Here is a 15518-nt window from a genome sequence, read left to right as displayed (position 1 = left end):
AGCATAAAGCGTTTGCAATCTTTTTTGAGGGAAATAAGAGTTTATATTAGAGCTTACAAGAATTTTATGATAAAATTTATCGGTGAGTTTTAATTCATAAAACAAGAATGGAGTAGATATGTTTTTTAGAAGGAACGAAGGGGAATATCGCGAAACTGATCGCGTGACTCGTTTTAAATTGATTAAATCAGGTAAGCAATGGCTTCGTGCTGCTACATCTAACTTTGGACTTTTTAAGGTTGTTAAGGGTGGTGCGGATGCACCGTCAGTTTCAGCACAGAGTGTCGAGGAGAAAACACCGCTTCTCTCAGGGCAAGCCTTGCTTAAAGGGATTGCTGCGGCAGGTGCAGTAGCTGGAGGAGCAGTAGCGACTTACACTGCTCAAGCGGAAGAGACGACAACTCCGGCTTTGGAAAGCCAAGTAACTGCTAATCAAGATGTGGCAGCCAACTCCGAGTCAGTTGTATTGAGTGCAGCACCATCTTCTGAAGCCTCAGTAGCAGCCTCAACAAGCCAAGAGTCTACAAGCTCTTCAGTTGATGCTCAGGCAAGCACAGAAGCGTCTGTATCAGTGTCACAATCAGTATCTAAATCAATTTCTGCTGAATTGTCACAAGCTATTTCAGAATCTGCATCACTCAGCAAAGAGAATTCAACTTCTGATAGCCAGTCACAAACTGAAAGTACAAGTGGTTCAAACTCAGAATCAGCTTCTGATTCAGCAACTTCAGCAAGCTCAGTTGCTTCAGAAACTGCAAGCCAAGATGATGAAAAATCTGTTTTGGATCAAAACGTTTCAGAAGCAGAATTGCTTGTTAATATTGCTAAAAACTATCAAGCAAAATTGACAGACACAGCTGCTAAGGCTGAAATTCAAACGGCTATTACAACCGTTCAAGAAGAAGTCACTAAGTCAACGACATTGATCGCGGCATCAGCAACAAGCGCAGCTTACGCAGAACAGCGTGAGCGTCTTGGTAATGCCGTCGATAACATGATGACCAAGCTTACAAATGCTGGTTTCAATGGAAACTCTACAGTGAATGGCACTCCAGCTATCACTTCAAACCTTAACCTTGCGACTGGTGAAAGTAAGGTTTACACAGGAGCTGGAACAGATTCAAACTATAATGTTCCAATTTACTATACATTGAAAGTGACAAATGACGGGACAAATCTGAATTTTGTCTATACTGTCACATATGTTAATCCTGCAACATCAACCCTTGGGAATATTTCGAAGATGAGTCCTGGATATTCTATCTATAATACAGGGACATCGACACAGACGATGTTTACTTTAGGTAAGGGACTTAGTGCTCCAACAACTGTAACGTCTTATATTACAGATAAAAATGGTAACCAAGTTGCAAATCCTAAGGCTAATACAACACCAGTAACATCGGATAGTAGTGGTTATAGTTGGGGGCAAGGTTTCCAAATGAATGCTTATCAGGCTAAACAAAGCTATGGTCTGACAACAACTTGGACTGCTAAAATCACTGGTGATGATACATCCTTCACCTTCTCGCCTTATGCAGGTAAGACAGATACGATTGCCGTTAACTTCTTTAATGGTAGTCAGGTTATTGAGTCTGAATCTCAAGCTGATACAACGAGTGCATCTCTAAGTACTTCTCAAAGCCTCGTAGAAAGTGCTTCAACAGTAGAGTCTCAATCAGTATCAACAAGTAAGGTAGAATCTGCATCAGTTTCAGCATCTGAGTCAGAGGTTGTTTCATCTTCTCTTTCTGTATCAGAGAAAGCATCAGCATCTCTTTCAGAGAGTATCTCAGAAAGTCTTCTTGAAAGTGCCTCAACAAGTGCTTCAGTGAGCGCATCACAGTTGGAGTCAAATTCAGTCTCAGCTTCAGAGAGTGCATCAACGTCAACATCTCAGTCTGAGTCGAACTCAACTTCGGCGTCAGTCAGTGCGTCAACATCAGCTTCACAGTCAGTCTCGAATTATGAGTCAGCTTCAACAAGTGAGTCAGTTTCTGAATCACAGTCAGTGTCTAACTCAGAATCAGCATCAGAGAGTGCGTCAGTTTCTGAATCACAGTCTGCTTCAAACTCAGAATCAGCATCAGAAAGTGCGTCAGTTTCTGAATCACAATCTGCTTCAAACTCAGAGTCAGCGTCAGTCAGTGCGTCAGTTTCTGAATCACAGTCTGTATCTAATTCAGAATCAGCGTCAGAAAGTGCTTCTGTATCAGAATCACAATCAGTGTCTAATTCCGAGTCAGCGTCAGCAAGTGCATCAATTTCAGAATCACAATCAGTGTCTAACTCCGAATCAGCGTCAGAAAGTGCGTCAGTTTCAGAATCACAGTCTGCTTCAAACTCAGAGTCAGCGTCAGTAAGTGAGTCAATCTCAGAATCACAGTCTGTTTCAAACTCAGAGTCAGCGTCAGAGAGTGCGTCAGTGTCTGAATCACAGTCTGCTTCGACTTCACAATCAGCGTCAGTAAGTGAATCAATATCAGAATCACAATCAGTGTCTAACTCAGAATCAGCATCAGAGAGTGCATCAGTGTCTGAATCACAGTCTGTTTCAAACTCAGAATCAGAATCAGAGAGTGCATCAGTATCAGAATCACAGTCTGTTTCAAACTCAGAGTCAGCGTCAGAGAGTGCGTCAGTGTCTGAGTCACAATCTGCTTCAAACTCAGAATCAGCATCAGAGAGTGCATCAGTAAGCGAATCACAATCAGTGTCTAATTCAGAATCAGCGTCAGAGAGTGCTTCTGTATCAGACTCACAGTCTGTTTCAAACTCAGAATCAGCGTCAGAGAGTGCATCAGTGTCTGAGTCACAATCTGCTTCAAACTCAGAGTCAGCATCAGTAAGTGAATCAATCTCAGAGTCACAATCTGCTTCAAACTCAGAGTCAGCATCAGTAAGTGCATCAGTAAGCGAATCACAATCAGTGTCTAATTCAGAATCAGCATCAGTAAGTGCATCAGTAAGCGAATCACAATCAGTGTCTAATTCAGAATCAGCATCAGAAAGTGCGTCAGTTTCAGAATCACAGTCTGTATCTAATTCAGAATCAGCATCAGAAAGTGCTTCTGTATCAGAATCACAATCAGTGTCTAATTCAGAGTCAGCGTCAGCAAGTGCATCAATTTCAGAATCACAATCAGTGTCTAACTCCGAATCAGCGTCAGAAAGTGCGTCAGTTTCAGAATCACAGTCTGCTTCAAACTCAGAGTCAGCTTCAGAAAGTGCTTCTGTATCAGAATCACAATCAGTGTCTAACTCAGAGTCAGCGTCAGAAAGTGCGTCAGTAAGCGAATCACAATCAGTATCTAACTCAGAGTCAGCATCAGAAAGTGCATCAGTTTCTGAATCACAATCAGTGTCTAATTCAGAGTCAGCGTCAGAAAGTGCATCAGTAAGCGAATCACAATCAGTGTCTAATTCTGAATCAGCGTCAGAGAGTGCGTCAGTTTCAGAATCACAGTCTGTTTCAAACTCAGAATCAGCGTCAGAGAGTGCGTCAGTTTCAGAATCACAGTCTGCTTCAAACTCAGAGTCAGCTTCAGAAAGTGCTTCTGTATCAGAATCACAATCAGTGTCTAACTCAGAGTCAGCGTCAGCAAGTGCGTCAGTAAGCGAATCACAATCAGTATCTAACTCAGAGTCAGCATCAGAAAGTGCATCAGTTTCTGAATCACAATCAGTGTCTAATTCAGAGTCAGCGTCAGAAAGTGCATCAGTAAGCGAATCACAATCAGTGTCTAATTCTGAATCAGCGTCAGAGAGTGCGTCAGTTTCAGAATCACAGTCTGTTTCAAACTCAGAATCAGCGTCAGAGAGTGCGTCAGTTTCAGAATCACAGTCTGTTTCAAACTCAGAATCAGCGTCAGAGAGTGCGTCAGTTTCAGAATCACAGTCTGTTTCAAACTCAGAATCAGCGTCAGAGAGTGCGTCAATCTCTGAATCACAATCTGCTTCAAACTCAGAATCCGCTTCAGAAAGTGCATCAGTAAGCGAATCACAATCAGTGTCTAATTCTGAATCAGCGTCAGAGAGTGCATCAGTAAGCGAATCACAATCAGTGTCTAATTCTGAATCAGCATCAGAGAGTGCCTCAGTTTCAGAATCACAGTCTGCTTCAAACTCCGAATCAGCCTCAGAAAGTGCCTCAGTTTCAGAATCACAATCAGTGTCTAACTCAGAATCCGCTTCAGAAAGTGCATCAGTTTCAGAATCACAATCTGCTTCAAACTCAGAATCCGCTTCAGAAAGTGCATCAGTAAGCGAATCACAATCAGTGTCTAATTCTGAATCAGCTTCAGAGAGTGCATCAGTAAGCGAATCACAATCAGTATCTAACTCAGAGTCAGCGTCAGTAAGTGAGTCAATCTCAGAATCACAATCAGTGTCTAACTCAGAATCAGCTTCAGAAAGTGCATCAGTAAGCGAATCACAATCAGTGTCTAATTCCGAGTCAGCGTCAGAGAGTGCATCAATAAGCGAATCACAGTCTGCTTCAAACTCAGAGTCAGCGTCAGTAAGTGCGTCAATTTCAGCTAGTGAGTCTGCATCATTGAGTGAATCTCGAAGACAAGTGCGTCAGTTTCAGCTTCTGAATCAGAATCATTGAGTACATCAAGCTCATTGAGTGCTTCTGTATTTGAAAGCCAGTCTCAAGCCTTCAGTGCTTCAATTTCTGCAATCATTTCAACTGTTGAGTCTATTTCGAACTCGGCTTCAAGCTTTATTTCAGCTAGTGAATCAATTTCAACATCTAACTCAGCATCATTGAGTGAGTCGGCGTCATTGAGTGCCTCTGTTTCAGGCTCACAATCAGTATCTAATTCTGAAAGTACATCTGTAAGTGCTTCAATCAGTGAATCACAATCAGTTTCAAATTCCGAGTCTGCATCAACAAGTGCCTCTGTCTCAGAATCACAGTCTGTTTCAAACTCAGTTTCTGCGTCAGTCTCAGCAAGCACATCTGCATCAGTCTCTGCATCTGAGTCAGCAAGCGCATCCGCTTCAGCATCTGCGTCAGTCTCTGCGTCAGAATCAGCAAGCACATCTGCATCAGTCTCTGCGTCAGAATCAGCAAGCACATCATCTTCAGTATCAGCGTCAGCCTCAGCAAGTGCCTCAGCATCAGAATCTGAGTCAGCATCAGCATCTGCATCAGAATCAGCAAGCGCATCTGAGTCAGCAAGTGCATCAGAATCTGAGTCAGCATCTGCGTCAGAATCAGCAAGCACATCAGCTTCAGTCTCTGCATCAGAATCAGCAAGCGCATCTGAGTCAGCAAGTGCCTCAGAATCAGCAAGCGCATCAGCTTCAGTATCTGCATCAGAATCAGCAAGTGCCTCAGAGTCAGCAAGTGCCTCAGAATCAGCAAGCGCATCAGAGTCAGCATCTGCATCAGTAAGCGCATCAGAGTCAGCGTCTGCGTCAGAATCAGCAAGCACATCCGCTTCAGTCTCTGCGTTAGAATCAGCAAGTGCATCCGCTTCAGCATCAGCGTCAGAATCAGCAAGTGCCTCTGAGTCAGCATCTGCGTCAGCGTCAGCAAGTACATCCGCTTCAGTCTCAGCGTCAGAATCAGCAAGCGCCTCAACTTCAGCATCAACATCTGCTTCAGAATCAGCAAGCACATCCGCTTCAGTCTCTGCTTCAGCATCAGTAAGCACATCCGCTTCAGTCTCAGCGTCAGAATCAGTAAGCGCATCAGAGTCAGCATCAACATCTGCCTCAGAATCAGCAAGCACATCTGCATCAGTCTCTGCTTCAGAATCAGAAAGTGCCTCAGCTTCAGCATCTACATCAGAATCAGCAAGCACATCTGCATCAGTCTCTGCTTCAGAATCAGAAAGTGCCTCAGCTTCAGCATCTGCATCAGAATCAGCAAGTGCCTCTGAGTCAGCATCAACATCTGCCTCAGAATCAGCAAGCACATCCGCTTCAGTCTCAGCGTCAGAATCAGCAAGCGCCTCAGCTTCAGCATCTGCGTCAGAATCAGCAAGCGCATCTGAGTCTGTATCAGAATCAGCAAGCGCATCCGCTTCAGTATCTGCATCAGAATCAGCAAGTGCCTCTGAGTCATTGTCAGCCTCAGAATCCGCTTCATCAAGCGTTTCAGTATCAGAGTCAACATCTACATCAGCATTCTTAAGTGCCTCTGAAAGCACAAGCACTTCAACAAGTATCTCAACTTCATTGAGTACATCAGCAAGTCTTTCAGCCTCAACAAGTGCTTCAGTCTCTGCTTCAGAATCAACTTCTGAAGTGAAGGATCCTAAGCACAAACGTGGTAGCCAAGCGCTTCCTAAGACTGGTGAGGAAAACTCATCATTAGGTATGGCCTTGGGTGCTTTAGCAACTGCAACAGGTCTTGGATTTCTTGCCAAACGTAAGAAAGATGAAGAAGAAAGTGAAGACTTCTAAGCCTTAGTAAGTTTAATCATTATCTTCTAGCTAGACAATCAAATATCCCCTATCGATTAGAGTGATTTCCTAATTGGTAGGGGATTTTTTTAGTTTGATATTCTAAAAATACAAATAGTTTTAATAAGTCTTAGGGTTAGCATTATTATCGTATTTCTGGGGAAATGAAAGAAAGGATTAATCGCTAGAAAGCAATCTTGAAATGAGATTTTTTGCTTAATTTTATGATAAAATTTAAAGGAATGTTTTAATCAAAAATAAATGGAGTATATATGTTTTTTAGAAGGAATGAAGGTCAATATCGTGAAACCGATCGTGTGACACGGTTTAAATTGGTTAAGTCAGGGAAGCACTGGCTTCGTGCGGCGACGTCGAATTTTGGTCTTTTCAAGGTGCTTAGAGGGGGTGTGTATACACCGTCTGTTGCTACTCAGCAGGTAGAGGTGGAAGCACCTGCCTTTTCAGGTCAGACAGTGCTTAAGGGAGTGCTTGCAACTGGGGCCTTGCTTGGTGGCTCTGTTGCGACTCAAGTGGCTCATGCGGATGAAATGACTGATCAGCCGATTTTGGAAAGTGAAGCAGGAGCTAAGACTGATCTCTTAGCTGCATCTGATTCTGTTGTTCTTGGAAATATGGAGTCTGTGTCTAGTGTTCAAGATAGCCAAGTAAATAGTCAAGAGTCATCTGAAACTGCGTCAAGACAGACTTCGGAGGCTTCTTTGAGTGAGTCTTTATCACTCAGCCAATCGGTGTCTGCCTCTGAATTAGCTTCTAAATCGACATCCTTGTCATTGAGTGCCTCGCTTTCAGTTTCATTGTCAGCTTCATTAGCTTCTAAATCGGAATCAGTAAGTCAGACGGATTCTTCTGCTCACAGTCAGTCTGAGAGTACGCTTGGAAAAACTTCAGAGCAAAGCGCAAGTGCCTCTGTTCAGTCAGTTAGCAAGAGTGATAGCAGTAGCGACTCTAAAGTGGGGATGACTCTTGTCAGCTCGGAGTCAACCTTATTAAACGCTTCCTTGACATCCGAAGTTCAAACGAATCGCCAATTGTCAGAAACGGCGACTGGTCTGCTAGCTGCCTCAGTTGTGGCAGATGCTGAGCGTTTAGAACAAGAAAAGCGACTCAAAGATTTAGCCTTAGACATTTATACCTATAAAGCTCAAGCTGTCGATTTGCCAAATACGGATGCTGCTATTCTCAAGGGAGATAAAGCCCTGGATGCCATTCGTGTCAGTCTGGCTGATCGTGACAGTGATGTGTCTCCTACGATAACTCAGGCTCGTCAGGCTAGAAATAGTCTTGCCAATGCGGTGCTTCGTGCGACATCTGGTCAGCGTGATCCTCGTAATGGATCTCGCATTGATGCTGATAGCAACCTCCGTTCACCCCAGTATAATTTAGGTCTGGCTAACAATGCCTTGATTTCTGTTTATAACTCTGACTACATCAATCAGGCTTATAATGTTGTTGAAACCATTCCTACACGAAATAGTATTAAAAGCATTGGCTACGCTTCTGGTAGTGATCGTGTGAATGGGATCAACGTGCCACAGACCTCTGCATTGAAAAATAGTGCAGTCGCCTTTAATATTGTGGGGACTGTTGGCCAGACAGAGGTCGTAACGCCTGGGAAAATTTATAATGTTTCTTTTGTAGTGACTAATACGGCTAAGCAGTCAGTGACACGTACGCTTCGTATTCAGGTTTTGCCACAAAATGATGGCATTCGAAACCCGATTACGGCGGTGACAACGGGGACTTATGTTAATGACACAAGTAATCTCGCTCAAGCCGAAAAAGATAAGGTTTGGGAGGCCTTTAAGACTGCTAACCCAAATATTGCCACTTCAAAGGATTTTAAATCTTATTCGGTTTCATCATCTGGTGTGGTGACTATTACTTATAAAGATAACACCACAAATGATGTGACGGCTCCAGTGAAGCGACTTGCAGCACCAACGGTTGAAACGAGATTATTGGACAAGGCTTACACGCAGACACCTGTAACGGTGACAGGAGCTGAGCCAGGTTCTACAGTCGTTCTATACAATAATGACGACGAAGTGGGAACAGCAGTGGCAGATGCTTCGGGTCAAGCGATTGTGACGCCGACAGTTAAGTTACAAACAGGTGGTGTAACAGCCAAAGCTTGCATCATGTATGATGATTATGCGGTATACTCAGATGCCAGCAATTCCGTGGCTGTAACGGACGGAACGCGTCCTGAAGTGACGGCCAAGTTGACGGTTGATGGTGTGGAACCTAAGTCAACGCCTCTCGAAGGTGGTGGGAAAAACTATACCCTCTATGCTGGTGATGATGCTGTTGTGACTTTCACGGCAACAGATGACAGTGGCAAGCTTAAAGAAATGAAAGTCGTTGCAAGAGCCGATTTGAATGACAATGCCTTGAACGGCAATTTCTTTGGTAGTAGCCAGTACGGAACTGGTAATATTGCACCGATTACGGGAGATATCACAGCTACGACTGATAATCCTGCAACCATCACAACGACCATTCATTTGAAGGATGACCTTTATCATTCTTTCCGAAACACATGGCAACGTAATGTTGCTGCTATTGACAATGCGTCAAATATGAACCGTCCAAATGGTTTGGGTGAGATTCGTATTACTCAGGGTCGCTTGTCAGATCGTACACCGGGTGTGGCGCCTACAAGCACTATTCAGGTGACCAGCCTGACTGCCCTAACAGACGCAGATAAGAGTAAGATTATTGTGGCAGTGTCTGCCTTGAATCCAGAGGTCGCCAACCGTATTAAGTCTTATACGGTTAATAGTGATGGTACGGTAACGATTACTTATAAAGATAGTACGACGAATGTTGTGACGGTGAAATTGTCGGATAGTGATTACAGCGAGTCAGTGTCGCAAAGTGCCAGTCAGTCTAAGCAGGAATCTATTTCTCAAAGTCGAAGTGAGTCTGTTAAGCAATCTGCATCGACTAGCCTTTCATTGAGCACGGTAGCCTCAAAAAGTGTTTCAAGTTCTTTGAGTGAATCTTTGAAGACCAGCCAATCTCGAAGTCAATCTGCTTCAACAAGTGCGTCTTTGAGTACTGTGAAGTCAGCGAGTGTCTCAAGTTCTTTGAGTGAATCCTTGAAGACAAGTCAATCTCGAAGTCAATCTGCTTCAACAAGTGCGTCTTTGAGTACCGTGAAATCAGCGAGTGTCTCAAGTTCTTTGAGTGAGTCCTTGAAGACAAGTCTCTCACAAAGTGAATCCGCTTCAACAAGTGCGTCTTTAAGTACCGTGAAATCAGCGAGTGTCTCAAGTTCCTTGAGTGAGTCCTTGAAGACGAGCGTCTCACAAAGTCAATCTGCTTCAACAAGTGCGTCTTTGAGTGCTGAGAAATCGGCGAGCGTTTCAAGTTCATTAAGTGAGTCCTTGAAGACCAGCGTTTCACAAAGTGAATCCGCTTCAACAAGTGCGTCTTTGAGTACCGTGAAATCTGAGAGCGTTTCAAGTTCCTTGAGTGAGTCCTTGAAGACAAGCCAATCACAAAGTGAATCTGCTTCAACAAGTGCGTCTTTGAGTACCGTGAAATCAGCGAGTGTTTCAAGTTCATTGAGTGAGTCCTTGAAGACGAGTGTTTCGCAAAGTCAGTCAGCCTCAACGAGTGCGTCTTTGAGTACCGTGAAATCAGCGAGTGTCTCAAGTTCCTTGAGTGAGTCCTTGAAGACAAGTCTCTCACAAAGTGAATCCGCATCAACAAGTGTGTCTTTGAGTACCGTGAAATCTGAGAGCGTTTCAAGTTCTTTGAGTGAGTCCTTGAAGACAAGTCTCTCACAAAGTGAATCCGCTTCAACAAGTGCGTCTTTGAGTACCGTGAAATCTGAGAGCGTTTCAACCTCCTTGAGTGAATCCTTGAAGACTAGCATCTCACAAAGTGAATCCGCTTCAACAAGTGCATCTTTGAGTGCCGTGAAATCTGAGAGTGTTTCGAGTTCATTAAGTGAGTCCGTTTCAACAAAGTTGTCTGTGTCTGAATCACAGTCTGTCTCAAACTCAGTTTCAGCCTCAGAGAGTGAATCAACGTCGACATCACAGTCTGAATCAACCTCAGAGTCAGCCTCAGAGAGTGCGTCAGTGTCTGAATCACAATCCGTTTCAACTTCAGAGTCTACTTCAGTAAGTGCGTCAATTTCAGCATCACAATCAGTCTCAAATTCCGAATCCGCTTCAGAGAGTGCATCAGTGTCAGAATCACAGTCTGTCTCAAACTCAGAGTCAGCATCAACAAGTGCGTCTGTCTCAGAATCACAGTCTGTTTCAACCTCCGAGTCAGCCTCAGAGAGTGAATCAACTTCAGAGTCACAATCTGTATCAAATTCCGAATCCGCTTCAGAAAGTTCGTCTATTTCAGAATCACAGTCTGCTTCAACCTCAGAGTCAGCGTCAGTAAGTGCGTCAATTTCAGAATCACAATCAGTATCTAACTCAGAGTCAGCCTCAGAGAGCGAGTCGACATCAGCTTCACAATCCGAATCAAATTCAGTCTCTGCTTCAGTAAGTGCTTCAGTTTCAGAATCACAGTTAGTGTCTAATTCAGGGTCAGCTTCAGAGAGTGAATCAACTTCAGAGTCACAATCTGTATCAAATTCCGAATCCGCTTCAGAGAGTGCGTCAGTATCAGAATCACAGTCTGTCTCAAACTCAGAGTCAGCGTCAGTCAGTGCGTCAATTTCAGAATCACAGTCTGTTTCAAACTCAGAATCAGCCTCTGTTAGTGAATCAATTTCAGAATCACAATCAGTCTCAAACTCAGAATCAGCCTCTGTTAGTGAATCAATTTCAGCTTCACAGTCTGAATCGAACTTAGTGTCAGCGTCAGAAAGTGCGTCAGTTTCTGAATCACAATCTGTTTCAAACTCAGAATTAGCATCAGTAAGTGCGTCAATTTCAGAATCACAATCAGTATCTAATTCAGAATCAGCGTCAGTAAGTGCCTCAGTGTCAGAGTCGCAATCCGCTTCGAACTCAGAGTCCGCTTCAGAGAGTGCGTCAGTTTCTGAATCACAGTCTGTTTCAAATTCCGAGTCAGCCTCAGTAAGCGAATCAATCAGTGAGTCACAATCAGTCTCGAACTCGGAGTCAGCGTCAGTAAGTGCCTCAATTTCAGAATCACAGTCTGTCTCTAATTCAGAATCAGCATCAGAGAGTGAATCAATCTCAGAATCACAGTCTGCTTCAAACTCCGAGTCAGCGTCAGTCAGTGCATCGGTGTCAGAATCACAATCAGTCTCAAATTCAGAATCAGCTTCAGAAAGTGCGTCAATTTCTGAGTCGCAGTCAGTATCTAATTCAGAATCAGCGTCAGAGAGTGCTTCAGTATCTGAGTCACAATCAGTTTCTAACTCCGAATCAGCGTCAGAGAGTGAATCAGTTTCAGAATCGCAGTCTACTTCAACGTCGGAGTCAGTGTCAGTCAGTGAATCAGTCTCAGAATCACAGTCTGTTTCAAATTCCGAGTCAGCGTCAGTAAGCGAATCAATCAGTGAGTCACAATCAGTCTCGAACTCGGAGTCAACGTCAGTAAGCGAATCAATCAGTGAGTCACAATCAGTCTCAACCTCAGAGTCAGAGTCAGTAAGTGAATCAATCTCAGAATCACAGTCTGTATCTAATTCCGAATCCGCTTCAGAAAGTTCGTCTATTTCTGAATCACAGTCTGCTTCAACCTCAGAGTCAGCGTCAGTAAGTGCGTCAATTTCAGAATCACAATCAGTATCTAACTCCGAGTCAGCCTCAGAGAGCGAGTCGACATCAGCTTCACAATCCGAATCAAATTCAGTCTCTGATTCAGAAAGTGCATCTGTGTCCGAGTCGCAATCAGTTTCAACCTCAGAGTCAGCTTCAGAGAGTGAATCAACGTCGACATCACAGTCTGAATCGAACTCCGGTTCAGCATCTGTAAGTGAATCAATTTCAGAGTCACAGTCTGTCTCAAACTCAGTTTCAGCCTCAGAGAGTGAATCAACGTCGACATCACAGTCTGTATCTAATTCCGAATCCGCTTCAGAGAGTGCATCAGTGTCTGAGTCACAGTCAGTGTCTAACTCAGAATCAGCGTCAGTAAGTGCTTCTGTATCAGAATCACAATCAGTGTCTAACTCAGAATCAGCGTCAGAAAGTGCGTCAGTTTCAGAATCACAATCAGTGTCTAACTCAGAATCAGCATCAACAAGTGCGTCTGTCTCAGAATCACAGTCTGTATCTAATTCAGAATCAGCGTCAGTAAGTGAATCAATTTCAGAATCACAATCAGTATCTAACTCCGAGTCAGCATCAGTAAGTGAATCAGTTTCAGAATCACAATCAGTGTCTAACTCAGAATCAGCGTCAGAGAGTGCATCAGTTTCAGAATCACAGTCTGTTTCAAACTCAGAATCAGCTTCAGAAAGTGCGTCAATTTCTGAGTCTCAGTCTGTCTCAAACTCAGAATCAGCGTCAGAAAGTGCCTCAGTTTCTGAGTCGCAGTCAGTGTCAACCTCAGAATCAGCGTCAGAGAGTGCGTCAGTTTCAGAATCACAGTCTGCTTCAACGTCAGAGTCAGCATCAGAAAGTGGATCAGTATCAGAATCACAGTCTGCTTCAAACTCAGAATCAGCTTCATTAAGTGCTTCAATTTCAGTTAGTGAGTCTGCATCATTGAGTGAATCACAGAGCACAAGTTCCTCAATCTCGACTTCAGAGTCAGAATCATGGAGTACGTCAAGCTCATTGAGTGCTTCTGCATTTGAAAGCCAGTCTCAAGCCTTAAGTGCTTCAATTTCTGCGATTATTTCAACTGTTGAATCTATTTCGAACTCAGCTTCAAGCTTCATTTCAGCTAGTGAGTCGCTTTCGACATCTAACTCAGCATCATTGGGTGAGTCGGCGTCATTGAGTACATCTGTTTCAGGATCACAATCAGTTTCTAATTCCGAGTCAGCCTCAGAGAGTGCATCGGTGTCTGAATCACAGTCTGTCTCAAACTCCGAGTCAGCATCAGTAAGTGCTTCAATCTCAGAATCACAATCAGTCTCTAATTCCGAGTCTGCATCAACAAGTGCGTCTGTATCAGAATCCGTTAGCACATCAGTTTCTGAATCTGTGTCGGAATCAGCAAGCACATCCGCATCAGTCTCCGCCTCAGCCTCAGTGTCAGAATCAGTCAGCGCATCAGAGTCGGTGTCATTGAGCGCTTCAGTTTCAGTGTCACAATCAGTTTCTAATTCTGAAAGTGCATCAGTAAGTGCTTCAATCAGTGAATCACAATTAGTCTCTAATTCCGAGTCAGCATCATCAAGTGCCTCAGTCTCAGAATCACAGTCTGGATCAAACTCAGTCTCTGCGTCAGCCTCAGCCAGCACATCCGCTTCAGCGTCTGCATCAGTATCAACTTCAGTAAGTGCTTCGATTTCTACAAGTGAGTCTGTATCGTTGAGCGAATCGCAAAGTGCAAGTGCATCTGCGTCAGCCTCCGAGTCAGCCTCTACATCGGCATTCTTGAGTGCCTCTGAAAGCACAAGCACTTCAACAAGTATCTCAACATCATTGAGTACCTCGGCAAGTCTTTCAGCCTCAACAAGTGTATCTGAGTCATTGTCTGCATCATCTTCAGCGAGCGCATCCGCATCAGTCTCTGCCTCAGTATCGACTTCAGTAAGTGTCTCAATTTCAGAGTCGCAATCAGTATCGAACTCAGAATCAGTTTCAGCGAGTGCATCAGTGTCTGAATCACAATCTGTTTCAAACTCAGTATCACTGAGTGAGTCACTCTCAGTAAGTTCTTTGATTTCTACAAGTGAGTCTGTATCGTTGAGCGAATCGCAAAGTGCAAGTGTATCTGCCTCAGAAACTGCTTCATCAAGCGTTTCAGTATCCGAGTCAGCCTCTACATCGGCATTCTTGAGTGCCTCTGAAAGCACCAGCACTTCAACAAGTATCTCAACTTCATTGAGTACCTCGGCAAGTCTTTCAGGCTCAACAAGTGTATCTGAGTCATTGTCTGCATCCGCTTCAGCGTCAGCCTCATTGAGCGCTTCAGTTTCAGTGTCACAATCAGTTTCTAATTCTGAAAGTGCATCAGCAAGTGCCTCAGTCTCAGAATTACAGTCTGTCTCAAACTCAGTCTCTGCGTCAGCCTCAGCAAGTGCATCTGCCTCAGAAACTGCTTCATCAAGTGTTTCAGTATCCGAGTCAGCTTCTACATCGGCATTCTTGAGTGCTTCTGGAAGCATAAGTGCTTCAACAAGTATTTCAACATCATTGAGTACCTTAGCAAGTCTTTCAGCCTCAACAAGTATATCTGAGTCATTGTCTACATCAGCGTCAGCAAGTACATCTGCCTCAGTTTCAACTTCAGTAAGTGTCTCAATTTCAGAGTCGCATTCAGTATCGAACTCCGAGTCCGTTTCAGAGAGTGCGTCTGTGTCTGAATCAGAATCCGTTTTAAACTCAGAATCAACTTCAGTAAGTGAGTCAGTCTCAGAATCACAGTCAGTTTCATCCTCAGTAAGTGCTTCGATTTCTACAAGTGAGTCTGTATCGTTGAGCGAATCGCAAAGTGCAAGTGCATCTGCGTCAGCCTCAGCGAGCGCCTCCGCTTCAGTCTCCGAGTCCGCTTCTACATCGGCATTCTTGAGTGCTTCTGAAAGCACAAGCACTTCAACAAGTATTTCAACTTCATTGAGTACATCAGCAAGTCTTTCAGCCTCAGCATCAACAAGTGCTTCAGTGTCTACTTCAGAATCAATTTCTGAAGTGAGAGATCCTAAGCACAAACGTGGTAGCCAAGCACTTCCGAAGACTGGTGAGGAAAACTCATCATTAGGTATGGCCTTGGGTGCCTTGGCAACTGCAACTGGTCTTGGATTTCTTGCCAAACGTAAGAAAAATGAAGAATAGGACGAAGATTATTCGTATTTCTGAATTGTAAGAGTCTTTGCAATGCTTAGATAAGCACAATAAAAACACCTTCATGTTAGATAACCATTCTAGCTAGGAGGTGTTTTTTTGATTTAGAGATGTTGTGAAAGGTTCAAAATGGTACTGACTTTTTGAAATACTAATGACTACATAAAAATAAGA

4 protein-coding genes are annotated in these 15518 nt (G+C 43.8%); 3 read left to right on the top strand and 1 reads right to left on the bottom strand.

What is annotated here, in order from left to right:
- The first annotated feature begins 118 nt into the window (after positions 1 to 118).
- Positions 119 to 4612, top strand: coding sequence for an accessory Sec-dependent serine-rich glycoprotein adhesin (locus A6J31_RS06085; RefSeq protein ID WP_413081378.1), 4494 nt, complete (start codon positions 119 to 121; stop codon positions 4610 to 4612).
- A 43-nt stretch (positions 4613 to 4655) separates the two neighbouring features.
- Here the strand turns inward: A6J31_RS06085 and A6J31_RS11860 are convergent, their stop codons facing one another.
- Positions 4656 to 6170 carry a hypothetical protein gene (locus A6J31_RS11860; RefSeq protein WP_413081377.1) on the bottom strand — a complete coding sequence of 505 codons (1515 nt, stop codon included), beginning with the start codon at positions 6168 to 6170 and terminating at the stop codon, positions 4656 to 4658.
- A 22-nt stretch (positions 6171 to 6192) separates the two neighbouring features.
- Between A6J31_RS11860 and A6J31_RS11855 the strand changes: the two genes are divergently transcribed.
- Positions 6193 to 6420 (top strand): LPXTG cell wall anchor domain-containing protein, encoded by a 228-nt coding sequence (locus A6J31_RS11855; protein ID WP_413081376.1) that lies wholly within the window; start codon positions 6193 to 6195, stop codon positions 6418 to 6420.
- Positions 6421 to 6692: 272 nt separating this feature from the next.
- Positions 6693 to 15335 (top strand): accessory Sec-dependent serine-rich glycoprotein adhesin, encoded by an 8643-nt coding sequence (locus A6J31_RS06080; protein ID WP_080610707.1) that lies wholly within the window; start codon positions 6693 to 6695, stop codon positions 15333 to 15335.
- The last annotated feature ends 183 nt before the right edge of the window (positions 15336 to 15518 follow it).

This window comes from Streptococcus sp. FDAARGOS_192 (genome assembly GCF_002073815.2).
In the GTDB taxonomy this organism is placed as follows: Bacteria; Bacillota; Bacilli; order Lactobacillales; family Streptococcaceae; genus Streptococcus; species Streptococcus salivarius_H.
The sequence above is the reverse complement of the archived record's forward strand: the minus strand, read 5'-3'. Positions and strand labels throughout refer to the sequence as shown.